This is a genomic window from Neoaquamicrobium sediminum, from assembly GCF_013240295.1.
Classification (GTDB): Bacteria; Pseudomonadota; Alphaproteobacteria; order Rhizobiales; family Rhizobiaceae; genus Aerobium; species Aerobium sediminum.
The window spans coordinates 1,998,534-2,020,382 of sequence record NZ_JABETK010000001.1; the positions used below are offsets into that span (position 1 = coordinate 1,998,534).

A 21,849-nucleotide genomic window follows, 5' to 3' on the forward strand; every position below is an offset into this window, starting at 1 on the left:
CGTTCCCTGACTTTTTCGTTCGCCAGAGAGGTAGTGCCTGTGCTTCGACATGCCAAACGCCAAAACCGAAAAGCACCCGGGGGCGCATCGCGCTGCCGGGTGTTGACCTCCGGGATCAGCCTGCTTTGAGCAGGTTTCGCCCCGGTCGGCGGCTCGGAGTTGTCACTCGTCGCTGATTTCAGCGCGCTCTAGACAGGAAAAGTGCTTCGGAGTCAAGGAGAATGCCTTGAAACGGGAAGGGCCGCCTGCTTTCGCAAAGCGGGCGGCCCAATATCCCATTGGTGGTTCGTGCAATTAGCGCACGATGTAGACGACGCGGTTCGTACCGGGTTCGACGAGGACCGGCTGTCCGTTCACATAGACATAGCGATACTCGTAGTCCGGAATTTCACGAACCTCGACGGTCTCGGGCAGTGTAGCACCTACCACGACCTCGCCTTCCAGATAGACCGGCTCCACGGGATTCTCCTCGACGTAGGTGCGGACCTGCGGAGCGGGGTCGATAATGCTGCCCGTTACGCCGCCGCCAGCCGCGCCGGCTATACCGCCAACCGCCGCGCCGACCGGGCCGCCGATGATCGCACCGGCGATCGCGCCGGTCACACCACCGGTTACGCCACCCACGGTACCGCCATCGGCAGGCGCAGGTTCAGCGGGGCGCTCATAGACTGCAACCGGAACCTGCATTTCGGCCGGGCGCTCGGTGACGATGACTTCCACGCCGGAATTGTCGGCGATCAGATAGTCGGAGTAAGCCCAGCCGGAGAGGTCTCCGTAGCTCACTTCACACCATTTGCTGCCCTCGATGCAGCCATTGAGCGTTGCCTGGTCATCGACTGCAATAGCGCCCACCACCGGATACTGGGGGCCGGGGCCGGAGCGGACGTTGAGGTCGGTGGTTGCCACGACGGATGTCTGAGCCGCAGCCAGAGAAGCGGAGGCCAGAAGCGCGCCGGCTGCTACCGACAGAAAAAGACGAGATTTCATAGCGATGTTCTTTTTGAGGTTTTCCCCTTCGGCGGCAATAACGAGCCAGGAACGGCAACGTTCCAAAATCTTGACCGCACCGGGATCACGATTCCCTACGGCGCTTTGCCGGATATGAAGTCAGGAAAGGTGGGCGATGACCTTGTCGGCCACATCTTCGCCTGAAAGACGGGCGCCGCCGCATGTCTGGATGAGCGGTCCTGCCAGATGTTCGCCAGCGAACCAGATGCGTTCGCCGACAGGGGCGGACAGTGCCGCGCGCGCGGCGGACTTGCCGGGCCGGGCCGCTGCATATGCGCCGCGTACATAGCGCTCGCCGCTCCAGCGCGTCATCGTCGTGCGCCCGACATATTTGCGCGCATCGTTGCCGAACATCGCGCAGAGCCGGTGCACAACATAGTCAACGCCCGCATCCTCGCCCGCCGCTTCCATTTCCCAGGCAAAATCGCCGCCGACGAAACCGACCATGAGGTCGATGTCGAACGGAAAGCACAGAAAGAAGAGGTCGTGGCGGGCATGACCTTCGATGAGAAGGTCATCGAACGGGCTCAATCCGAAGCGGCCGCCGCTGATCTCGACAGGGATCTTGGTCAGCATGCCCATCGGCAAGTCGAAGATCGCTTCGCGGTGACCGAGCGGCAGGCCCGGCAGGAATTCGATCTCGTCGAAGGCCAGCACTGCTGGAGAAGCTGTCACGATCACGGCGCGGGCACGTATGGTGCCACGGTCGGTGCCGACGGCAACACCCGGACCGCCCCAGCGAATGTTGCGTACCGGCGTCGACAGCTCGACGGATATGTCCGCGCCAAAGCGGGCGACGAGCGCGCCGAAGCCCTCGCGGGTGAAATAGTTGGGGTCGAGGCAGGCGGCGGCCTTGAAGTCGGCGATTGAAATCTCGTCGTCGTCCTTGCCGAAGTCCATCGGCCCGGAGAACGTGGTCGCGGCGCGCAGCGCGTGGCCTTGCCGCAGCAACGATGAGAGGCGGTCTTCCGGTACCGCGTGGGCCTCGATGAGCGCCTGCATCTCCAGGTCGGCGGCCTTGACAGCCTCGACTTCGGCGACGCTGGCAGCCCGGTCGTCGAAATAAAGCCGATCCAGCGCCATGTCGTGATGGAACAGGGTCCATCCGGCGTCCTGCGCTTCCTGGAAGTACGGGTTGCGGTCGGCTGCGTGAAGCCAGGCGCAGCCGATGTCGAAAGGAATGCCGAAATGTTCGCTCGACGTGAAGGCGCGTCCGCCGATGCGGTCCATGGCCTCCAGCACCGTGACGCTCTTGCCGGCCGCTCGCAACCGTCTGGCGGCGGCCAGTCCGGCAGAGCCCGCGCCGACGATCACCACATCGACATCGCCCACAGCCCCCTCCATGTAAGGCTCCGGTAATAATGGCAGGTTATTGAAGTTCAGCGCCCTGCGCCAGCGTTTTGCATTTCGCGAGAACTTAGCTGTGCAGGTGACAAGGCGCCGTCAGGCTGGCAAAGTCGCTGGCAACGTAGAATCGTTCTATCAAGGAGAAACGAATGGCGGCCAAAGCTAAGGGCAAGGTGCTGGCTGTGTTGATGCTGGCTCTGGGGCTGTCAGGCGGCGTCGCGCATGCGCAGCAATGCGGCAACAATGCCAACGGCTTCAACACCTGGAAAGCGGAGTTCCGTCAGCAGGCGGCGGCCCGCGGTGCGGGGCAGCGCGCTCTCGCGGCGCTTGAAGGCACCCGCTACAACAACGCCACGATCAAGGCGGATCGGGGCCAGAAGAGCTTCAAGCTCTCGCTCGACCAGTTCATGCAGCGCCGCGGGCGCCGGCGATCGTGCGCAAGGGACGCCAGCTCAAGCAGCAGAACGCGCAGCTTTTTGCCAGCATCGAAAGCCGCTACGGCGTGCCGCCCGGCGTGCTACTCGCAATCTGGGGCATGGAGACGAATTTCGGCGGCTTCATGGGCAACCAGAACATCGTCTCGGCGGTTGCGACGCTTGCATATGACTGCCGGCGCTCCGAGTTCTTCACCCGGCAGCTTCATGCAGCGCTGCAACTCGTGGATCGCGGCTCGCTGCGGCCCGATTCCATCGGTGCGGCTCATGGCGAAGTCGGCCAGACGCAGTTCCTGCCGGAAAACGTCGTCAAGTTCGGCGTTGACGGTGACGGCGACGGTCGCATCGACCTGATCCGCAGCAAGGCCGATGCGCTTCACTCGACCGCCAACTTCCTGCGCGGCCATGGATGGCGGCCGGGCGGTGGCTACCAGCCCGGCCAGGCGAACTATCGTGCGATCCAGGGCTGGAACGCCGCCAGCGTCTACCAGCAGGCAATCGCCATCATGGCGGCCGATATCGACGGCTGACCTATTGTTGATTTCCCTCCCTCCCTCGCGCGAGGGAGGGAAGTCGCTCAGCTCTTGCGCTTGCGGGCAGCGAGCGTGCGCAGCCGCAGCGCGTTCAGACGGATGAAGCCTTCGGCGTCCTTCTGATCGTAGGCGCCCCGATCGTCCTCGAAGGTCACGAGCGCGTCGGAATAAAGCGACTTCGGCGAACGACGGCCCGTGACGATGACATTGCCCTTGTAGAGCTTGAGGCGCACCTCTCCCTCGACATCGTCCTGGCTTCTGTCGATCAAAGCCTGCAGCATCTCGCGCTCGGGCGAGAACCAGAAGCCATTGTAGATCAACTCGGCATAGCGCGGCATCAGCTCGTCCTTCAGGTGTGCGGCACCGCGGTCGAGCGTGATGGATTCGATGGCGCGGTGCGCCTGCAGCAGGATCGTACCGCCCGGCGTCTCGTAGACGCCGCGCGACTTCATGCCGACGAAGCGGTTCTCGACGAGATCGAGCCGGCCGATGCCGTTGTCGCGACCGAGATCGTTGAGCTTTGCCAGGAGGGTCGCCGGAGAGAGTTCTTTGCCGTCGATCGCGACGGCATCACCCTTGCGGAAGGAAATGACGAGCTCGGTGGGCGTGTCGGGCGCGTCCATCGGCGAAATTGTGCGCATGTGGACGTATTCGGGCGGCTCCTGCCACGGATCTTCCAGCACCTTGCCTTCCGAGGAGGAGTGCAGAAGATTGGCGTCGACGGAGAATGGTGCCTCGCCCTTCTTGTCCTTGGCGACGGGAATCTGGTGTCGTTCGGCGAAGTTGATCAGGTCGGTGCGCGACTTGAAGGTCCAGTCGCGCCACGGCGCGATCACCTTGATGTCGGGATTGAGCGCATAGGCCGAAAGCTCGAAGCGGACCTGGTCGTTGCCCTTGCCGGTGGCGCCGTGCGCAATGGCGTCGGCGCCCGTCTCCTCTGCGATCTCGACAAGACGCTTGGAGATCAGTGGGCGCGCAATCGACGTGCCGAGCAGGTACAGGCCCTCATATTGCGCGTTGGCGCGGAACATCGGGAAGACGAAGTCGCGCACGAACTCTTCGCGTACGTCCTCGATGTAAATCTCCTTGATGCCGAGCATCTCGGCCTTCTTGCGTGCCGGCTCCAGCTCCTCGCCCTGGCCGAGGTCCGCGGTGAAGGTCACGACCTCCGCGCCAAGCTCGGTCTGCAGCCACTTCAGGATGATCGAGGTATCGAGGCCGCCCGAATAGGCCAGCACCACCTTCTTGACGTCTTTCAGTTTGGACATATCGCCCCCGGTTCGTTTCATGCGCGGCGGCAGGCCGCCGCGCGAGGATCGGCGGCACTTTTATCAGGAATGCAGGGCCGGGCAAGCGCGCTCGCGCAATCGGGACCCAAGCCGTTCATCCGATTGTGAGATAGCGATGTCTTGCCGCCCGTTTTGCCATCGATAGACTTGCCGGGGCTGATTCTATGCGTTGAAGAGGGGAAGGAAGACTTGTCGTATCAAGCAGGCGGCGTTGCGCGTATGCAAGGGCTGGTCGGCAATGCGTGGCGCCGACGACTGGCACTGTCCTGCGCGGCGCTGGCCGTTGCGATTGCCTGGCAGCCCGCTACGGCACAGCAGCCGGACCGCTGGGTTGCGGACGAGACGCTGGCGCGCGCGACGCTGCCCGCGCCGAGCACCGGCGAAGTGGTGTCCGCCACGCTTTCCTGCGAGGCGCAGCGCTGGTCTCTGGTGCTAGATCTGGGCGAAGACGCGAATGCCAAGTCGGGATCTGCAAGGATCTCGGTCGGCAGTCAGCGGTACGAACTCGATATGCGAGCGGACGGCAATCTGCTGACGGCAAGGCTGCCGAGGGAGGCGCTTGAGCCGCTCAAGAACGGCTCGCGGCTGGAACTGGCGCCGGCGGCGACTTCGGGTGAGGAGGCTGCGCCGCTGGTCTTTTCGCTGCGCGGATCGAAGCTTGCCATCACCAGTGCTCAGGAACGATGCAGCCTGCGCGACATGTCGGCCTATCAGCCGGTGACCTTCACGCCCTATTCCTCGTACATCAATCTCGCCAGGACGCTGCGCGCAGCCGATATCGCCGCATTCGCGCAAGCGACCGCATCGCAACCGAAGCTGGACGTGGCGATGGTGGAACTGGACGACGGCAGGCGCGTGCTGTTTGCCCGGCTGTGCGGTTCATCATGGTATTACGGTCTGTCCGGCTGCAACATAACCGGCTTCGCGCCGAAGCCAGTAGGGTCGGCAGAGGGTGGCGAGGACGATCAAGCTGCGGAAGCCGCGTGGCAAACAGTCTACGATACGGAGAACGTGCTCCTGTATCTCGACCAGAACTCGCTTTCCCATGGCTGGCCCGACGTCGTCACGCTGCCGGCCGGAACCCCGGGCACCGGCCTTGTCTGGCGCTGGGACGGCTGGTCCTACGCCCTGAAGGGCGAGCTTCCCGAAGAGGCGGACGATTTCGACCCGCAAGCGCTGCGGCAAGGACGCGATTGAGGCTCTAGCGACGAGCTGAACGCCTTTTGAAAAGTTGCGTTCCGAAATCGTAGGCCGCAAGCGCTATGCCGATCAACGCGACGACGATCAGCATGGGGTGCGCAACCGAGACGACGATCACGCCCAGGAAGCCCGCGAAGAACAGGAAGGCGATTGCCGCCATCATGCGGTCCGCTGTCATTTTCTTCTCCTTGCCTTCCACATCGCGCCAGACCTGCTAGCGGCCATACATCAACTGCGGCAGCCAGTAGATGATGGCCGGCACGTTGTAGACCACGATCATCGTCAGGAACACCATCGCCACATAGGGCAGCGAGCCGGAGAAAATCTCCGTCAGCTTCACATGCGGCGGCGCAATACCCTTGAGGTAGTAAGCCGACATCGCCATCGGCGGCGTAAGGAACGATGTCTGGAGGTTCAGCGCGATCAGGATACCGAAGAACAGCGGATCGATGTCGAACAGCGGCAGCAGCGGCAGGAATATCGGCACGAAGATGATGATGATCTCCGACCATTCGAGCGGCCAGCCAAGCAGGAAGATGATAAGCTGCGCGAGCAGCAGGAACTGCAACGGGGTCAGTGACAGGCCTTCGACGAACTCGCGGACAACCTGCTCGCCACCGAGATAGGAAAAGACCGAGGCGAAGACCCAGGATCCGACAAACAGCCAGCACACCATCGCTGTCGTGCGTACGGTGAGATAGACGGATTCCTGCAAACGCGCCCAGGTCAGCGCGCGGTAGGCGGCTGCAAGCAGCAGCCCGCCCAGAGCGCCGATGGCGGCAGCTTCCGATGGTGTTGCCAGCCCGAAGAGGATCGCTCCAAGCACCGACAGGATCAGGATTGCCAGCGGGAAGAACGATGTCAGCATCATCCACAGGATGTGGGTAACCGGCACCTTTTCGTCGCTCTGAGGCGGGCGCGGCGCAAGGTTTGGCTGCAGCGTGGCCCGGATGATGATGTAGACGAGATAGGACCCGGCCAGCAGGAAGCCGGGCAGAAGCGCACCGGCATAAAGCCGGACGATCGATACGCCGGACGACGCCGCATAGACGATCAGCATGATCGAAGGCGGAATGAGAATGCCTAGCGTGCCGCCGGCGCAGATGACGCCCGACGCGAAGCGGGAATCGTAGCGTGCCTTGAGCATCGCGGGGAAGGCAAGCAGGCCCATCAGCGTGACGACCGCGCCGACGATGCCGGTCGCGGTTGCGAACAGCGCGCAGGTGATGAGCGCCGCAACCGCCATCGAGCCGGGCAGGCGGCGCGTGGCGACGCTCAGCGTCTCGAAAAGCCGGTCGACGATATTGGCGCGTTCGACGATGTAGCCCATGAACAGGAAGAGGGGGATCGCCGTCAGCACGTCGTTCGCCATGACCGAATAGGTCTGATTGACGAACAGGTCGAACACGCGGTTGTCGAAGATGTGCCGCATGCGATCGGCATCGAAATAGGCGTAGTAGCCGAAGCCGATGCCCATCGCCATCAGCGTGAAGGCAATGGGGAAGCCGAGCATGATGATGAAGATGAACAGACCCAGCATCAGGATCGCGATTTGCGGATCGGTCATCGACGCGGCTCCCTCGGCTCGACCACGTCTATTGCTTCGCTGCCATGCGCGATGGCCGAAAGTCCTTCCTTCTGCAGCACGGCTTCCAGTTCCTCCACGTCGTCATCGGGCTTCAGCCACTCGCCGGTGCGGATCGCCAGGATGCAGCGGAACACCTGGGCGATGCCCTGGATGACCAGCAGCACGCCGGCGGCGACAATGACGCTCTTGAATTGATAGATCGGTATGTTTGCCGGGCTCATCACGCTGACCTCGAGGTAGCGCCACGAGCGGCCGGCATAACGCCAGCCGGCGAAAACGAGCGCCAGCACGCCGGGAAAGAAGAAGATGAAGTAGAGCACCAGTTCGACGGTGGCCTGCGTGCGGATCGACCAGAGGCGATAGACGAAGTCGCCGCGGACATGCGCGTCGCGCGACAGCGCGTAGGCGCCCGCCATCATGAACATGGTGCCATACATCATGTAGGTGAGATCGAAGGCCCAGGCCGTGGGCCTGTTGAAGAGATAGCGCGCGAAGACCTCGTAGCCGACGCCGAGGGTCATCACCATCACGCACCAGGCGAAAGCCTTACCGAACCATGCAGAAAGCTTGTCCGCCAGTCGAATATAGCGTTCCATACTGTCCTTCACCGCACCTAGGACGCTGAGAACGGGGCAGTCAAACCGCCCCGTTCATTCATGCGTGACGCTTCCAGGCGATCAGATCTTGCCCGGGAAGTAGTGCTGGTAGGCGAGCCTGTAGTCGGGTGCATTCTGGAGGGTGTAGAATACCACCCGCTCGCACCACGCCTTCTGGCTCTCCACAACCTTGGCGAAGAATTCATCTTCCATCAGCGGCGGCAGGATCTGGTCCCAGGCAGCGAGCTGCGCCTTGAGGACGTCGTCCGGCGTGCGCATGACGTTAACGCCGGACTCGTTCTGCAGCTTGGCTAGATCGCTGGAGTACTGGTCCATCGCCAGCGCTGTGTTCGACAAATGCACCGATTCGACGGCGTATTTCAGAATCGCCTGCAGGTCGTCGTCGAGGCTCTCGAACTTGTCCTTGTTGAAGATAAACTCGAACGATTCCGACGCCTGATGGTAGGAGGCGAGCATGTAGTTCTTGGCCACGTCCTGCGCGCCGAAACGCATGTCGGAGGTGGGGTTGTTGAACTCGAACGCGTCGATGACACCGCGCTCCATCGCTGGCACGATTTCGCCGCCCGGCAACTGCGCGACGGCGCAGCCCATAGCCTGGAAAAGATCGGCGGCGAGGCCGACCGTGCGGTATTTGAGGCCGGCGAGCTGGTCGGCGCTCTCGATGGGGTTCTTGAACCAGCCGAGCGGCTGGGCCGGCATGCCGAATGCAAAGAAGCCGACGACATTGAGACCGAGAATGTCCTGGGTCAGCTCGCGATAGAGCTCGTTTCCGCCGCCATGATACATCCAGGCAATCATCTGCGTGGCATCGGCGCCGAAGACCGGACCGGTGCCGAAGAGCGAGGCAGCCTTGTTCTTGCCGTACCAGTAGACCGGAACGTCGTGCGCGGCGTCGAGGACGCCGTCATGGCAGGCGTCCTGCACCTGGAACGCGCCGACGACCGCGCCGGCAGGCAGCAAGTCGATCTTCAGCCGGCCGCCGGACATCATCTCGACGCGCTCGACATATTGTTGCGCCATCTCCTGGAACACGTCGGAAGACGGCCAGGACGATTGCATGCGCAACAGTACCGGTGCCTGCGCCAGCACAGCAGGCGCGGCCAGTGTGGTTGCTGCAGCGGCAGCACCCGCACCCAGGGTCGAGTTGCGCAGAAACCTGCGGCGAGAAATCGCAGCTTCACTCATTCTATCTATCTCCTCCCAAATAAGCTGAAACTTATATTTTTTGTGAATTCAGCCTGCATACATTATGACATCTTGTTGCTGTTGCAACCGTTTTCGACTCGTGTGATTTCAGAGGTAGTGCTGCCCCAGTCGAGGGCGCTTTCGTGATCCTGGCGCACGCATTGCCAAATGCGCTATCAGCAAGGCTCAACGTCGCCCAAAAGAAGAAGCCCTGCCGATGGCATACATTCCGGAGTTCGCGATCATCGCGCAGTTCGCGCTCGCCACGCTCATCATTGCGATCACGCCCGGTCCCGACATGACGCTGTTCGTGGGCCGGACGCTTTCGCAGGGCCGCGCGGCGGGCCTTGCCTGCATGGCAGGCGCGATGAGCGGCATTCTCGTTCACACGCTGCTTGTTTCACTGGGGCTCTCGGCGCTGATCGTGGCTTCGCCGCAGGCCTTCCTCGCGCTCAAGATATTCGGAGCGGGCTATCTGATCTGGCTGGCGGTGCAGGCGATCCGCCGGGGTGCTGCGTTCTCGCCGGAAAAGGCCGCAGGGCCGCGGCGGTCGCTGGCGGGCAACTGGGCGATGGGCATCGCCATCAACCTGCTCAATCCGAAGATCGTGCTGTTCTTCATGACCTTCCTGCCGCAATTCGTCTCGGCAACCGATCCTTATGCGCCGCAGAAGCTTCTCTTCCTGGGTCTGCTCTTCATCCCGATCTCTTTGCCGGTCACCGTGCCGATGGTGCTTGCGGCAGACAGCTTTGCCTCGATGCTCAAGCGCATGCCGCGCGTCATGCGCGTCGTCGACTATCTTTTCGCGGGGATATTCTCGGCCTTCGCGCTGCGGATACTGACCGCATCGGCCCGATAGCAGCGGCGCGGTTTAGCGACCGTGCAGCCAGACGCCCGAAGAGCGTCCCGCCACGGCCCAGTAGGCGATTCCGGCCACCAGGCCGCAAGCAACCATGATCAGGAACGGCCACGTGTCGGCGCTCGAGACGGGAACGCTATGCTCCCAGGCCAGCAGAGCGGCGGCGGCTGCCACGCCGGCACCCGCAAGCGCGTGAAACAACCAGTCGCGGCGGCCAAGAAGCTCGGCGACCAGGATGGCGGCCAAGGCCGGGGCAAAGGCATAGTAGGCGAACAGGGCGGCCAGCACGGACACCATCAGGTAGAACGGGCCGTCCAGCACGGGCAGCGGGCTGTCCGGTTCTCCGCTTCCGGCAAGCAAAACCGCGCCGAAGGCGCTTGCGACAAACGCGGCAAAGGCAAAGCCAACGATGATGACTGCGAAGCGCCAGAGATAGCCCAGTACGCGGCTCACGCTTCGCCGTGTCCGGCGATCATCATCGCTTCGAGCGCAAGGCGCTCGGATTTGCGCATGCGCTCCGATTCCGACTTAAGCTGGCCGCAGGCGGCCAGGATGTCGCGCCCGCGCGGGGTGCGGATCGGCGATGCATAGCCGGCCTGGTTGATGTAGTCGGCAAATTTCTCGATCGTTTCCCACTCGGAGCACTGGTAGTTTGTGCCCGGCCACGGGTTAAAGGGGATCAGGTTGATCTTGGCGGGGATGCCGCGCAGCAACCGCACCAGTTCCTTCGCGTCGTCCAGCGAATCGTTGACGTCCCGCAGCATCACATATTCGAAGGTGATGCGGCGCGCGTTGGAGAGGCCCGGATAGTTGCGGCAGGCGTCCATCAGCGCTTCAAGCGGATACTTCTTGTTGATCGGCACCAGCATCGCGCAGGTCGTCGCGCACGGCATGCAGCGAAATTGCCAGCATCACGCCGATCTCTTCGCCGGTGCGCGCGATCTCGGGAACCACGCCGGAAGTCGACAGCGTGATGCGCCGCTTCGAAAGCGAGAGGCCATCGCCGTCGGATGCAATCAGCAAAGCCTTTTTGACATTCTCGAAATTGTAGAGCGGTTCGCCCATGCCCATCATGACGATGTTGGAGACCTTGCGACCCTCGGCCGGGACGATCGCGCCGTCGGGCGTATCACGCTCCGGAAAATCGCCCAGGCGGTCGCGTGCGGTCAGCAACTGCGCGAGGATTTCCTCGGCGGTGAGATTGCGCACGAGCTTCTGGGTGCCGGTGTGGCAGAATGAGCAGGTGAGCGTACAGCCGACCTGGCTCGAGATGCACAGCGTGCCGCGCCCTTCCTCGGGAATGTATACCGTTTCGACCTCGACAGGGCGCCCGGCGCCGCGCGGGGGAAAACGGAACAGCCACTTGCGGGTGCCGTCGTTCGAAATCTGCTCTTCGACAACTTCTGGTCGGGCTACCGTGAAATGGCGGTCGAGTTCGGAACGCAGGTCCTTCGAGATGTTGAACATCTGCGAGAAATCGGAAACGCCGCGCACGTAGAGCCAGTGCCAGAGCTGCTGCACACGCATGCGACGCTGACGCTCCGGGATGCCGGCGACGGCCAGGGCCTTGGCCATCTCCTCGCGGCTGAGGCCGACGAGCGAGGGCTTTTCAGGCGTGCGCGCATTGGCGCCGAGAGCGGCGCGGGTCTGCGCGGAGGTGAGGTCGAGCGTCAGTGTCATGATCGGAAAGAGATAGTGGCGGCCGTGGCCGCGCGCCAGTGTTGGGCGCGACATAGCAGAAGAAGCCCGTCACGTCACGGGGGCGGGCGCTTCATGCCGTTCGCCAAGGCGGCCAGGGCTGCAAACGAAAAGGCCGGGCGCATGGCCCGGCCTTTCGAATCCCGTTCTGCCCGCTACTGGCAGTTCTGGATCGAGTTGAGTGCTGCGGTAATGCCGCGCAGCGAGAACGTATAGCTGGTCGCGTTGCCGCGCCCGGACGTGGCCTGAATCCGCATGTCGGCGCCGGCACGCATCGAAGCGATGAGCTGCGGTTCCTCTGCGGCGTTTTCCATCCAGGCCGACTTGCCGCGCGTGAACATCGAATAGTTCTTGTCGCCGATCGTGACCTGCACCTTCGAATTCGACTGGAAGTCGTAGGACGCGATGAACTGGGGCTCGTAGGACACGTTCTGCCCCGGCTTCTGGCTGACGAAGAAATAGATGTCGCCGTGATCGAGGCTGGCGGGCTGCTTTTCGGTGGGCACCGTCAGCACGTAACAGACCTTGCCGTTGTTGGCCTGGTAGGAATAGGTGCCCCAGGCATTGTGCTGGCCGATCTTGGTTGCCGATTGGGCTACCGCCGGCGTCGCCGCCGCCAGCATGGCGAGGCAGGAGATTGTCAATATTGTTCCGCGCATCGTCGTAGCGTTATCCCTGTGCGTGGTCGTGTACGGGTGTTCGAACTGGTTCCAAATCAGGTTCCAATCGCTTCATGTTAATTTAATCAGGGTTACCAAAGCGTGAACCGCACCGATCCGCAGCGCCCCGAAACTTTGCCACCCGACTGCCACACGAACCCATTGCAGGCCCGTGACCTGGCTGCCTCATCCCTTGCACTGTTTTGAAAAGGGGAAAAGCGGCGAGAGTTTGACTTGATCCGACTGGAAAGATCAGTCCAGTTCCCGCTCCAGCGCCTCGCGGGCAGCAGCGCGGTGCGTGGGCTTGATGTGCCCCTGGATGGCCGTTACGGCTGCGGTCAGCACCGCCAGATCATCGGTAAACCCGAAGCCGATCAGGAAGTCCGGGATCATGTCGACCGGCATCACGAAGTAGGCAAGCGCGGCCAGCAGGATGCCGCGCACTCTCGTCGGCGTATTGCGGTCGGTGGCCGCATAGTAGCTCGCCACCACGTCTTCCATGAACGGGATATGCCGCGCAGCGCGTTTTGCCGTGCGCCAGAAATTCTCGCGCACGCGCCGTTCCCGCTGCCGGTCTTCATCGGCGGAAACCGGCTTGAGAATCTCTCCGACCTTGGCCTGGCTGATGACGCTCTTGTTCATAACCTTGAGATGGGCGGTCTTATCTTGCGTTGCAAGAGCCGCCCCGCTCTGTCAGGCCGCCATCTCCACTTCGCGGGCGCGCCCGATGGTCCTGATCCACTCTGCGAATTCCGGGCGGGCCTTCGCCTGATGGCCGTAATGGCGGCGCAGGGCCGCGACCAGCCGGCCTTCGCGTCCCAGCATGTCGTCAGCCATGCCGACCATGACCGAATTCGGCCACGCCTGAGACCTGATCTCGCGCAGGCGTGCGAAGAGGACATCCTCGTCGGTGTCCGGCTCGGTCTGCGCCATCAGCGTGAGCATCGCGGCGGTGGAGCGCGATATGCCCATATGGCAGTGCACCAGCAGATGGCCGTTCGGGCCTTCGCCGCGCCAGCCGCGCAGCCCCGTCCCGAAATCGAGGATCGCTCCCACATGTTCGCGGGCCGGCATCACCATGCCGGCGGCCGGGTCGATGATATCGTGAAAGTGCAGCGTCGTGCGATGATGGTCGCCATAGGCGGCGAAGGCATCGATCTCGGCGCGGCCAGGATCGAGCACCGAGAGCACATGCGATACCGAGCGCGAACCCTGGGCGGGCAGTTCGTCGATGCCGCAGATCGTCAGGACGGAAATGGAGGCGGGGATCATGGCTCGGCACCTGTCGCTGGAGGAATCGCGGAGAGGTCCCTACACCAGAATTGCCGATTCGGGCAGGTCTGCCCGGGTTCAACTTCCGCGACGCGGTCCATTCGGCGCGCCAGATCGAAATCGAGCCCGGTCAGCCCGCCTGCGTCATGCGTGGTCAGGCGCACGTCGACTTTGTTGTAGACGTTGAACCATTCCGGGTGATGGTCGAGCTTCTCGGCGGCCAGCGCCGCCCGTGTCATGAACCCGAACGCCTCGCTGAAGGTCTTGAACGCAAAGCGCTTCTCGATCGCGGCGCCGTCTTCGGTCCGGGTCCACCCATCGAGCCCGGCAAGGGCCTCCGCGATCAATGTTTCGTCCAGTTTTTCGCGCGCCATGACCGCTACCGCATGAATTGCGATGCGTCGAAGGCTTCTTCGCCCGAACCTGGACGGGTGGTGTCCCGACCCAGCAGCGGCCATGCCTCCTCGACTATGTAAGGGCCGCCGCCAACCGAATCGCGCGAGGACATCAGCACGAAGCGACCGACCTTGAATGGCATGGCGGCAAAGTTCCCGCGCGAGGACAGGTATCCTGCGACCTCGATCGGGCTCGGATTGCGCAACCGCGCAAGCGTCACATGCGGAACGAACTTTCGTGGATCCGCCGGCAGGCCGAGGCGCTGGCAGATGCGTTCGATCTCGCCTTGGAGGGCGGCAAGATCGGGCGACGCGACGACGCCTGCGTAAAGGGAATGCGGTTTCTTGGAGCCGAAGGCCCCAACACCGGAAAGTGTCAGGCTGAAGGCCGGACGGCGCACCCTGTCCAGCGCATTGGCGACCTCGTCGGCCACGTGGCCTTCAACATCTCCGATGAAGCGCAGTGTCAGGTGGTAGCTTTCGACGTCGATCCAGCGTGCGCCCGGAAGGCCGCCACGCAGGAGCGACAAGGAAAGGGCGGCGTCGCGCGGTATCTCGAGGGCGGTGAAAAGTCGCGGCATTGCTACCTCCTCGAATCGACTGCTCAAGGGCAGCGAATCATCGATCGGGCCGACGGGCAAGCGCTTTTGTGAGCACATGCCATTCCGTTGGGGAATTGTTGCTGCGGATCAACTTCCCTGCCCGGCGCCGGCGAGCGTGGTTTCCATCAGCGGCATAAACTCCTCGACCATGCGGTCGACGCCTTCCGCGTTCGGGTGCATCCCGTCTCCCAGCAGCAAGGAGCTCTGGGCCGCTACGCCTTCCAGAAAGAAGGGATAAAGCGGCAGATCGTAGGTTTCGGCCAGGCGCGGGTAGATCGCTTCGAATGCCTCGCCATAGTCGCGACCCAGGTTAGGTGCCGCCAGCATGCCCACGAGCAGCACGTCGATGTCGCGTTCCTGCAGCCTCTCGATCATTGCGACGAGGTTCTTTTCGGTCAGTTCCGGCGAGATGCCGCGCAGCATGTCGTTGGCACCGAGTTCCAGAATCACGAGGTCGGTTTCGTCGGGCACCGACCAGTCGAGCCGCGAAAGGCCGCCAGCCGTGGTGTCGCCGGAAACGCCGGCGTTGGCTATCACGACATCGTGACCGTTGGCCTTCAGCGCCGCTTCAAGCTTTTCGGGGAAGGATTGGCCCGCTTCAAGCTGGTATCCGGCCATCAAACTGTCACCGAAACCCACGATTCGCACGGGATCGGCGGCACTTGTCGTCACTACCAGCAGCAACAGTGTGCCCGTTGTAAGCAAAAGGTCCCGGAACCGTTTGAAAGCCATGTTATCCAACCCATATCTGACCGACGCCGTCGCCGACGATCACACATATAGGAAAGCTGCCCCGTGACAGAAACCGTCATCCAGATGAAGGACGTATCGCTGACCCTGGGTGAAGGGGCTTCCTCGGTACATGTGCTGAAGGGCGTCAGCCTCGAGGTGCTGCGTGGAGAGGCGACCGGGATCGTGGGCCCGTCCGGTTCGGGCAAGTCGACGCTGCTGATGGTGCTGGCGGGTCTGGAGAAGGTCGATGCCGGCGAAGTCTGGATCGCGGGTGAACGCATCGACGGGCGCAGCGAAGATGCGGTTGCGGCCTTCCGGGGACGCAATGTCGGCATCGTGTTCCAGTCGTTCCATCTGATCCCGAACATGACGGCGCTGGAAAATGTCGCTGTGCCGCTGGAACTCGCCGGCCATGCCGATCCGTTCGCAGTTGCACGGGAGGAGCTTGCCGCCGTCGGGCTTGCAGAACGGATAACGCATTACCCGGGCGAATTGTCGGGGGCGAGCAGCAGCGTGTGGCCATCGCCCGTGCGCTTGCACCCGACCCGAAAATACTGATCGCCGACGAGCCAACCGGAAATCTCGACCAGGCGACCGGACGACAGGTCGCGGATCTCCTGTTTTCCAAGGCGCAGGAGCGCGGTATGACGCTGGTACTTGTCACGCACGATCCAAGCCTCGCCGCACGCTGTGCACGGCAGATCGCGATGCGCTCGGGCCGCATCGAGACATCGTCGGCGCTTGCCGCCGTGCCGGCCTGAGTCACGGCGCATGGGGGCTTTAGACACGCTTCGCCTTGCCGTTCGTTTTTCACTTCGCGAGATGCGGGGCGGGCTTTCGGGATTCCTGATCTTCATAACCTGCATCGCCTTGGGCGTGGCTGCGATCGGCGGGATCAACTCGGTCGCGCGCGCCATTACCGTCGGCGTCGAATCGCAGGGGCGGGAACTGCTCGGCGGCGACATACGCTTCCAACTCATCCACCGCGAGGTCGATGAGCGGGAGCGCGCCTTCCTCGATGAGCTGGGCACGGTGGCGCAAAGCGCCAATATGCGTTCTATGGCCCGGCTGGCGGACGGTTCCGACCAGACGCTGGTCGAGGTCAAGGCGGTGGACGGGCTCTATCCGCTTTACGGCACGTTCGTGGCTGAGCCAGCCATGCCGCTCGACGAAATCCTGGCGGAAACCGACCGCATCCATGGTGCTGCGGCGGCGGATATCCTGTTCGACAGGTTGGGCCTTTCCATCGGCGACCGGGTGAGTTTGGGCAATGCCGAATTTGAGCTGCGCGCGCAGGTGGTCAGCGAGCCGGACGCGATCTCCGATGGGTTCGGCCTTGCGCCGCGCCTTCTGGTTTCGCTCGACGGGCTACGCGCTTCGGGGCTGATACAGCCGGGAAGCCTCGTGGAACATGCCTACAAGGTGAAGCTGCCGGAGCCGACGAGTGAAGCCGCGCTGCGCCAGATCGCCGAGCGCGCGACCGAAGCGTTTCCCGAGGCCGGCTGGAGCATACGTTCGCGCACCAATGCCGCGCCGGCGCTATCGTCCAATGTGGAGCGGTTCTCACAGTTCCTGACGCTGGTCGGGCTGACGGCGCTGGTTGTCGGCGGTGTGGGCGTCGCCAACGCGGTGCGCGCCTATCTCGACAGCAAGCGCGGGGTGATCGCGACGTTCAAGAGCCTCGGTGCTTCGGGGCGTTTCGTTTTCACCGTTTATCTGGTCCAGATCCTGGCTATCGCGGGTATCGGCATCGCCGTCGGCCTGGTGCTGGGCGCATTGATGCCGCTGGCGGCCAGCGCGATGCTGTCGTCCGTGCTGCCGGTGCCGGCCGCGGGTGGTCTTTATCCAGGCGCACTGGCCCTTGCAGCGCTGTTTGGGGTGCTGGTGACGCTGGCCTTCGCCCTGCTGCCGCTGGGACGCGCGCGCGACGTGCCGGCCACGGCGCTGTTCCGCGAAATGGGGTTCGATCCCCGCGGCCTGCCGCGTCTGGTCTATGTCTTTGCAACACTCGCGGTCGCGGTCGCGCTGGCGGCGCTCGCCGTGTGGACGTCGACCGACCGGCGCATCGCGATCATCTTCGTCGGCGCCGCGATTGTCGCGTTCCTGGTGCTGCGCCTCGTCGCATCGCTGGTGCAATGGCTTGCCCGCCACAGCCCGCGTGTGCGCTCCACCGCGTTCCGGCTCGCCATCGGCAACATCCATCGCCCCGGGGCGCTGACGCCATCCGTCGTGCTGTCGCTGGGGCTGGGGCTTACGCTGCTCGTCTCGCTCGCGCTGATCGACGGCAATCTGCGGCGTCAGATCGCGGGCAACCTGCCCGAACAGGCGCCGAATTTCTTCTTCGTCGATATCCAGAGCGGCGACGTGGATGCGTTCGCCGATCTCGTCCAGGCAGAATCGCCGGAAGGAAAGCTCATTCGCGTGCCGATGCTGCGTGGCCGGGTGATGGCGCTCAACGACGTCGATGTGCGTGAGCTTCAGGTGCCGCCGGAAGGCGCCTGGGTGCTGCGCGGCGACCGCGGCATCACCTATGCGCGCAATGTGCCTGAGAACTCTACGCTGACGGCCGGCGAGTGGTGGCCCGACGGATATGAGGGCGAGCCGCTGGTCTCCTTCGCTGCGCAGGAAGCGGGCGAGCTCGGGCTGAAACTGGGTGATACGGTCACCGTCAACGTGCTTGGGCGCAACATAACCGCGCGTATCGCCAATTTGCGCGAGGTGCAGTGGGAATCGCTCGGCATCAACTTCGTGATGGTGTTTTCGCCCAATACGTTCGCAGGCGCGCCGCATTCCTGGCTCGCCACCCTGGCGGACGAGCAGGCGACATCCGCCGACGAGGCGCGGTTGCTGAATGCCGTCACGCGTGCCTTTCCGGGCGTGACCAGCGTGCGCGTCAAGGACGCGCTCGAGATCGTCAACACGATCGTCGCGCAACTTGCGGTGGCGATCCGGGCGGCGGCGGCGATTGCTCTTGTCGCTTCCGTGCTGGTGCTTTCCGGTGCGCTGGCAGCCGGAAATCGTGCCCGGGTCCACGATGCCGTGGTGTTGAAGACGCTGGGCGCGACACGGCGCACGCTAATCCAGGCTTTTTCGCTGGAATACACGATCATCGGCCTCGCGACTGCCCTGTTCGCGCTTCTGGCGGGTGGTGCGGCCGCGTGGTTCGTCGTTTCCCGCATCATGACGCTGCCTTCCGCCTTCCTGCCGGAGGTCGCTGTCTCGACAGTTGTGATCGCGCTGGTGCTTACCGTCGGATTCGGCTTGATCGGCACGTGGCGGGTTCTGGGCCACAAGGCAGCACCCGTGCTGCGCAATCTGTGAGGCGGGCGATTGCGTTAACCTTCGGCGCGGTTCGATGTCGCAGATGAACGCTTTGTGAGCCTCACGAAGCGTTTCCGCGTGCAATTGCTCTTGTCCGAACGATGGGGAATGAGCATATTTCATGTCAGGCATGCTGGAGTTCCGCCAGCGGCGCCTGGGCGTATGCCCGACACCCGACGGAACATGAGCAGAAAAGAGGAAATTATGGCTGACCTTCGCAACTATCAGGCTCGCGTGGCGACCGCCGGTTCGCGCGCTGACGCCTCGATCGACGAGGGGCTGCGCGCTTACATGATCAGGGTTTACAACCTGATGGCGCTGGGCCTCGCGATCACCGGCATTGCCGCACTCGGTACCGTCATGCTGGCAACCACGAACGACCCGTCCGCTGCCGTCGCGCAGCTCGGCAACGGCAAGATGCTGACCGGGCTCGGCACCGCGCTCTACGGCTCGCCGCTGCGCTGGGTGGTTATGCTCGCCCCGCTGGCGATGGTGTTCTTCCTGTCGTTCCGCGTGGAAAAGATGAGCCTTTCGGCCGCACAGACCACGTTCTGGGCCTTCGCCGCCGTGATGGGCATCTCGCTGTCGTCGATATTCCTGGTCTACACCAGCGCTTCGATCGTGCAGACGTTCTTCATCACCGCCACGGCGTTCCTGGCGCTGTCGCTATTCGGTTACACCACCAAGCGCGACCTGTCGGGCATGGGCTCGTTCCTGATCATGGGCGTCTGGGGTCTGATCCTGGCGTCGATCGTGAACATCTTCCTTGGATCGTCCGCGCTTCAGTTCGCCATCTCGGCGATCGGCGTGCTGGTGTTTGCGGGCCTCACCGCCTACGACACCCAGCAGATCAAGGAGATGTACTACGAGGGCGATGGTGCTCTGGTCGCTGGTCGCAAGGCGATCATGGGCGCCCTGCGGCTCTATCTCGACTTCATCAACATGTTCATGTTCCTGCTGCAGTTCCTGGGCAACCGCGAATAGCAGTCGGCAGAACCAAAAAAGAAAGGGCGGCTCTCGAGCCGCCCTTTTTCTTGCCGGTGTTTCCCGCGCTCAGTGCGACAGCAGCGTGGGGCGAAGCGGGTTCTTCAACACGTGAGCGGTAGCGCTGCCGAGGAAGAAGTCGCGGATGCGCGAGTGCCCGAACGCGCCCATGACGAGCAGATCTGCGTCCGCCGCCACCTTGTCGAGGGTCTTGCCGACCGTTTCATTGCCACGATCGACATGCTCCAGCGTCACCTTCACGTCATTGCGCGCAAGATGGGCGGCCAGCTCAGGCCCGGTTGCATTGTCGGGCATGGCCTTGTCCTTGTTGACCGTGACGAGGCGCACATCCTTTGCGCGCCGCAGCAGCGGCATGGCGTCGCCGATCGCGCGCACCGATGCCCGGCTGGCATCCCAAGCCACCACGACGCTGTCGAGGCTGAACGTGTCCTGCTTGCCCTCCGGCATCAGCAGCACCGGCCTGCCTGACTCGAAGACCAGCGCCTGCACCAGATCGATGCAGGCCTGACTGTCCGAGATGGCGGGCACCACCGTCAGATCGCGCATGCGTGCGTAGTCCATCGCGGGATGGGAGCTTCCTTCCGAAACTTTGACGATGATGCCCTGGCGGGCGATGCCCGCGCGTTCCGCCTCTGCCTCGAAGGCGTCGAGCTGCGCCTGGGCAACCGTATGAACTTCGCTCTGCCGGGTCTTCAGCTGCGTTTCCAACTCGGTGCTGAACGGATGGAAACCCACCGGCATGGGCACCGCGGTCTCCACGACCAGACCTGTCAGGTGCGCCTCCAGCAGCCTGGCCATGTCCACGGCCCGTCGCAACTCGTTGGGAGACGCGGTCTTGGGGTAGGAGGGCAGTGGCAGCAGAATGTCTTTGATCATGTCGTCCTCGATTGGGCTTTCGAACGTTCGGCCGCCATTATCAGAGGCCGAAGGCCTGCTGTCACCCTCGCCTGTGGCCAGATGCGAAAATTAGGGTCAGCATCGACACTGCGACGTCGCCTATTCGCTCATTTCACGCAAGGCATGCCACCTTACGATCTCGACGCAACGCAGGCTTGCAAGCCTGATGACGCCCTTTTCCTTCAGCTTGGTGAAGACGCGCGACACGGTTTCTATGGTGAGGCCCAGATAGTCGGCGATATCCATGCGCGACATCGGCAGGTCGAACCGAGTGTCGCCGCCCTGGCGCTCGGCCATATCGACGAGAAAAGCCGCGACGCGCTCCGGCGCGTGCTGCCGGCCAAGCACCAGAAGATGCTCCTGGGCCCGCACCAGACTCTTCAATGCCAGCGGCAGGAGCGCTCGTGATACGTCGCCGGCCGAGGCCAGCCGCATGATGCGGATACCCGTTGTGCCGATCGCCTCGGCGAAGAAGTGGTGGGAGCCGTCGGTCTCGAACCCGAACACCTCGCCAGCCATATGAAATGCGGCGATCTGGCGCCTGCCGTCGGCCAGCAGGCGATAGACCCGTACCGCCCCGAATTCCACCTGGTAGAGGCAGTCGGCCTTTTCGCCCTGCGCATAGATTTCGGCTCCGGGGTCAAAACAGGTGACCGGCTGCAGCGCGTTGCCGGAGGCATCGGCGACAGCGAAGGGAAAGGCATCGAAGCCTGTGGGCAGCGGGTGGATGGTCATGGCGGTTTCCCCATCTGTATCGTGAGACAGAGATCGCGCGGATCGCGCCGTGGCGAAATTCGGTTATGTCCCTACGGGAAACTACGTAGCGCTGGCCTTTGGCTCGTTGCCGACCAGAGCTACCACCGTGTCGACGAGCCTTCGGCCGAGCAGGGGCTTGGTCAGGATCGCGATTTGCGATGTGGTCTCTGGTACGTTGCGCAGGCGATCGACCAGGAGCACGATCGGTCGCGGGACCGGGTCCAGCCGATCCGCAATGCCGCTGCGGCCGGACACGGCATTCTCATCCACCACGCTGCACACCATCTGCCCGGCTGTTGCCGCCTGCAACGCTGCAGCGAGCAGGGCGTGCGAATCGACGCGGAATCCCTCCGCCTCCAGCGCAAACTCCACCGATCTGCGCAGCTCCGGATCTGGAACAACGACGAGCACTTTATGCTGCGGATGCAACGCGACCTTCTCCACGGCAATCG

The 21,849-nt window shown here is 63.3% G+C and carries 21 protein-coding genes and 3 pseudogenes; 6 read left to right on the forward strand and 18 right to left on the reverse strand.

The features are described 5' to 3' along the window. Positions 1–294: 294 nt before the first annotated feature. Positions 295–987 (reverse strand): DUF1236 domain-containing protein, encoded by a 693-nt coding sequence (locus HK436_RS09735; RefSeq protein ID WP_173189214.1) that lies wholly within the window; start codon positions 985–987, stop codon positions 295–297. A gap of 120 nt (positions 988–1,107) precedes the next feature. Continuing rightward, entirely contained in the window at positions 1,108–2,352 is a 1,245-nt protein-coding gene (locus HK436_RS09740; protein WP_194248453.1) for a flavin monoamine oxidase family protein, read from the reverse strand. Between the two features lie 152 nt (positions 2,353–2,504). On the opposite strand from HK436_RS09740, the pseudogene HK436_RS09745 reads away from it, so the two are divergent. Next, positions 2,505–3,319 (forward strand): annotated as a pseudogene (locus tag HK436_RS09745) (lytic murein transglycosylase). Between the two features lie 47 nt (positions 3,320–3,366). Here the strand turns inward: HK436_RS09745 and HK436_RS09750 are convergent. Then, positions 3,367–4,590 (reverse strand): argininosuccinate synthase, encoded by a 1,224-nt coding sequence (locus tag HK436_RS09750; protein ID WP_173189216.1) that lies wholly within the window; start codon positions 4,588–4,590, stop codon positions 3,367–3,369. Between the two features lie 210 nt (positions 4,591–4,800). On the opposite strand from HK436_RS09750, the gene HK436_RS09755 reads away from it, so the two are divergent. Next, positions 4,801–5,808, forward strand: a complete 1,008-nt coding sequence (locus HK436_RS09755) for a hypothetical protein (RefSeq protein WP_173189218.1) — start codon at positions 4,801–4,803, stop codon at positions 5,806–5,808. 4 nt (positions 5,809–5,812) lie between these two features. Here the strand turns inward: HK436_RS09755 and HK436_RS09760 are convergent, their stop codons facing one another. From HK436_RS09760 to HK436_RS09775, 4 genes are all read right to left on the reverse strand, one after another. Next, a complete protein-coding gene (locus HK436_RS09760) occupies positions 5,813–5,989 on the reverse strand; it encodes a hypothetical protein (protein WP_173189220.1) in 177 nt (58 codons plus the stop codon). Positions 5,990–6,025: 36 nt separating this feature from the next. Then, positions 6,026–7,378 (reverse strand): TRAP transporter large permease, encoded by a 1,353-nt coding sequence (locus HK436_RS09765; protein WP_173189222.1) that lies wholly within the window; start codon positions 7,376–7,378, stop codon positions 6,026–6,028. Continuing rightward, positions 7,375–7,995: a TRAP transporter small permease subunit gene (locus HK436_RS09770; RefSeq protein WP_173189224.1), complete on the reverse strand. Its 621-nt coding sequence runs from the start codon at positions 7,993–7,995 to the stop codon at positions 7,375–7,377. The genes HK436_RS09765 and HK436_RS09770 overlap by 4 nt, the downstream gene beginning before the upstream one ends. 81 nt (positions 7,996–8,076) lie before the next feature. Beyond that, positions 8,077–9,201: a TRAP transporter substrate-binding protein gene (locus tag HK436_RS09775; RefSeq protein WP_173189226.1), complete on the reverse strand. Its 1,125-nt coding sequence runs from the start codon at positions 9,199–9,201 to the stop codon at positions 8,077–8,079. A 217-nt stretch (positions 9,202–9,418) separates the two neighbouring features. Here HK436_RS09775 and HK436_RS09780 point away from each other — a divergent pair, with 217 nt between their 5' ends. Continuing rightward, a complete protein-coding gene (locus tag HK436_RS09780; RefSeq protein WP_173189228.1) occupies positions 9,419–10,060 on the forward strand; it encodes a LysE family translocator in 642 nt (213 codons plus the stop codon). Positions 10,061–10,072: 12 nt separating this feature from the next. Here HK436_RS09780 and HK436_RS09785 read toward each other — a convergent pair whose 3' ends face one another. The 8 genes and pseudogenes from HK436_RS09785 to HK436_RS09820 all read right to left on the reverse strand — a co-directional run bounded on the left by HK436_RS09785 (position 10,073) and on the right by HK436_RS09820 (position 15,418). Further along, positions 10,073–10,513: a hypothetical protein gene (locus HK436_RS09785; RefSeq protein ID WP_173189230.1), complete on the reverse strand. Its 441-nt coding sequence runs from the start codon at positions 10,511–10,513 to the stop codon at positions 10,073–10,075. Further along, positions 10,510–11,740 (reverse strand): annotated as a pseudogene (gene rlmN / locus HK436_RS09790) (dual-specificity RNA methyltransferase RlmN). The gene HK436_RS09785 and the pseudogene rlmN overlap by 4 nt, the downstream one beginning before the upstream one ends. A gap of 173 nt (positions 11,741–11,913) precedes the next feature. After that, on the reverse strand, positions 11,914–12,417 hold the full coding sequence (locus HK436_RS09795) for an invasion associated locus B family protein (RefSeq protein WP_173189232.1): 504 nt from the start codon (positions 12,415–12,417) through the stop codon (positions 11,914–11,916). 252 nt (positions 12,418–12,669) lie between these two features. Next, positions 12,670–13,044: a YkvA family protein gene (locus HK436_RS09800; protein WP_173190077.1), complete on the reverse strand. Its 375-nt coding sequence runs from the start codon at positions 13,042–13,044 to the stop codon at positions 12,670–12,672. Positions 13,045–13,110: 66 nt separating this feature from the next. Next, positions 13,111–13,689: a tyrosine phosphatase family protein gene (locus tag HK436_RS09805; RefSeq protein ID WP_173189234.1), complete on the reverse strand. Its 579-nt coding sequence runs from the start codon at positions 13,687–13,689 to the stop codon at positions 13,111–13,113. Next, positions 13,686–14,063 carry a 4a-hydroxytetrahydrobiopterin dehydratase gene (locus tag HK436_RS09810; RefSeq protein WP_173189236.1) on the reverse strand — a complete coding sequence of 126 codons (378 nt, stop codon included), beginning with the start codon at positions 14,061–14,063 and terminating at the stop codon, positions 13,686–13,688. Before HK436_RS09810 ends, HK436_RS09805 begins: the two co-directional genes overlap by 4 nt. 5 nt (positions 14,064–14,068) lie before the next feature. Continuing rightward, positions 14,069–14,665 carry an RNA 2',3'-cyclic phosphodiesterase gene (gene thpR, locus HK436_RS09815; RefSeq protein WP_173189238.1) on the reverse strand — a complete coding sequence of 199 codons (597 nt, stop codon included), beginning with the start codon at positions 14,663–14,665 and terminating at the stop codon, positions 14,069–14,071. Positions 14,666–14,773: 108 nt separating this feature from the next. Further along, positions 14,774–15,418 carry an arylesterase gene (locus HK436_RS09820; protein ID WP_173189240.1) on the reverse strand — a complete coding sequence of 215 codons (645 nt, stop codon included), beginning with the start codon at positions 15,416–15,418 and terminating at the stop codon, positions 14,774–14,776. 63 nt (positions 15,419–15,481) lie between these two features. On the opposite strand from HK436_RS09820, the pseudogene HK436_RS09825 reads away from it, so the two are divergent. The 3 genes and pseudogenes from HK436_RS09825 (at position 15,482) to HK436_RS09835 (ending at position 19,723) form a co-directional block, all read left to right on the forward strand. Continuing rightward, positions 15,482–16,179, forward strand: a pseudogene (locus HK436_RS09825) (ABC transporter ATP-binding protein). Between the two features lie 10 nt (positions 16,180–16,189). Continuing rightward, a complete protein-coding gene (locus HK436_RS09830; RefSeq protein ID WP_173189242.1) occupies positions 16,190–18,739 on the forward strand; it encodes an ABC transporter permease in 2,550 nt (849 codons plus the stop codon). Between the two features lie 204 nt (positions 18,740–18,943). Further along, positions 18,944–19,723: a Bax inhibitor-1/YccA family protein gene (locus HK436_RS09835; RefSeq protein ID WP_173189244.1), complete on the forward strand. Its 780-nt coding sequence runs from the start codon at positions 18,944–18,946 to the stop codon at positions 19,721–19,723. A gap of 69 nt (positions 19,724–19,792) precedes the next feature. On the opposite strand, the gene HK436_RS09840 is transcribed toward HK436_RS09835, so the two are convergent. The 3 genes from HK436_RS09840 to HK436_RS09850 form a co-directional block, all read right to left on the reverse strand. Next, the gene (locus HK436_RS09840; RefSeq protein ID WP_173189246.1) at positions 19,793–20,620 is read right to left on the reverse strand and encodes a universal stress protein; all 828 of its coding nucleotides are present in this window, start codon (positions 20,618–20,620) and stop codon (positions 19,793–19,795) included. 120 nt (positions 20,621–20,740) lie between these two features. Next, positions 20,741–21,376: a helix-turn-helix domain-containing protein gene (locus HK436_RS09845; protein ID WP_173189248.1), complete on the reverse strand. Its 636-nt coding sequence runs from the start codon at positions 21,374–21,376 to the stop codon at positions 20,741–20,743. Positions 21,377–21,457: 81 nt separating this feature from the next. Further along, the gene (locus tag HK436_RS09850; protein WP_173189250.1) at positions 21,458–21,841 is read right to left on the reverse strand and encodes a hypothetical protein; all 384 of its coding nucleotides are present in this window, start codon (positions 21,839–21,841) and stop codon (positions 21,458–21,460) included. Positions 21,842–21,849: the final 8 nt, after the last annotated feature.

What these genes read in the sequence shown, in the direction of transcription:
- HK436_RS09735 (WP_173189214.1), bottom strand. Translation starts at nt 987, where the DNA reads ATGAAATCTCGTCTTTTTCTGTCGGTAGCAGCCGGCGCGCTTCTGGCC.
- HK436_RS09740 (WP_194248453.1), bottom strand. Translation starts at nt 2,352, where the DNA reads ATGGAGGGGGCTGTGGGCGATGTCGATGTGGTGATCGTCGGCGCGGGC.
- HK436_RS09750 (WP_173189216.1), bottom strand. Translation starts at nt 4,590, where the DNA reads ATGTCCAAACTGAAAGACGTCAAGAAGGTGGTGCTGGCCTATTCGGGC.
- HK436_RS09760 (WP_173189220.1), bottom strand. Translation starts at nt 5,989, where the DNA reads ATGACAGCGGACCGCATGATGGCGGCAATCGCCTTCCTGTTCTTCGCG.
- HK436_RS09765 (WP_173189222.1), bottom strand. Translation starts at nt 7,378, where the DNA reads ATGACCGATCCGCAAATCGCGATCCTGATGCTGGGTCTGTTCATCTTC.
- HK436_RS09770 (WP_173189224.1), bottom strand. Translation starts at nt 7,995, where the DNA reads ATGGAACGCTATATTCGACTGGCGGACAAGCTTTCTGCATGGTTCGGT.
- HK436_RS09775 (WP_173189226.1), bottom strand. Translation starts at nt 9,201, where the DNA reads ATGAGTGAAGCTGCGATTTCTCGCCGCAGGTTTCTGCGCAACTCGACC.
- HK436_RS09780 (WP_173189228.1), top strand. Translation starts at nt 9,419, where the DNA reads ATGGCATACATTCCGGAGTTCGCGATCATCGCGCAGTTCGCGCTCGCC.
- HK436_RS09795 (WP_173189232.1), bottom strand. Translation starts at nt 12,417, where the DNA reads ATGCGCGGAACAATATTGACAATCTCCTGCCTCGCCATGCTGGCGGCG.
- HK436_RS09805 (WP_173189234.1), bottom strand. Translation starts at nt 13,689, where the DNA reads ATGATCCCCGCCTCCATTTCCGTCCTGACGATCTGCGGCATCGACGAA.
- HK436_RS09810 (WP_173189236.1), bottom strand. Translation starts at nt 14,063, where the DNA reads ATGGCGCGCGAAAAACTGGACGAAACATTGATCGCGGAGGCCCTTGCC.
- thpR (WP_173189238.1), bottom strand. Translation starts at nt 14,665, where the DNA reads ATGCCGCGACTTTTCACCGCCCTCGAGATACCGCGCGACGCCGCCCTT.
- HK436_RS09820 (WP_173189240.1), bottom strand. Translation starts at nt 15,418, where the DNA reads ATGGCTTTCAAACGGTTCCGGGACCTTTTGCTTACAACGGGCACACTG.
- HK436_RS09830 (WP_173189242.1), top strand. Translation starts at nt 16,190, where the DNA reads ATGGGGGCTTTAGACACGCTTCGCCTTGCCGTTCGTTTTTCACTTCGC.
- HK436_RS09835 (WP_173189244.1), top strand. Translation starts at nt 18,944, where the DNA reads ATGGCTGACCTTCGCAACTATCAGGCTCGCGTGGCGACCGCCGGTTCG.
- HK436_RS09840 (WP_173189246.1), bottom strand. Translation starts at nt 20,620, where the DNA reads ATGATCAAAGACATTCTGCTGCCACTGCCCTCCTACCCCAAGACCGCG.
- HK436_RS09845 (WP_173189248.1), bottom strand. Translation starts at nt 21,376, where the DNA reads ATGACCATCCACCCGCTGCCCACAGGCTTCGATGCCTTTCCCTTCGCT.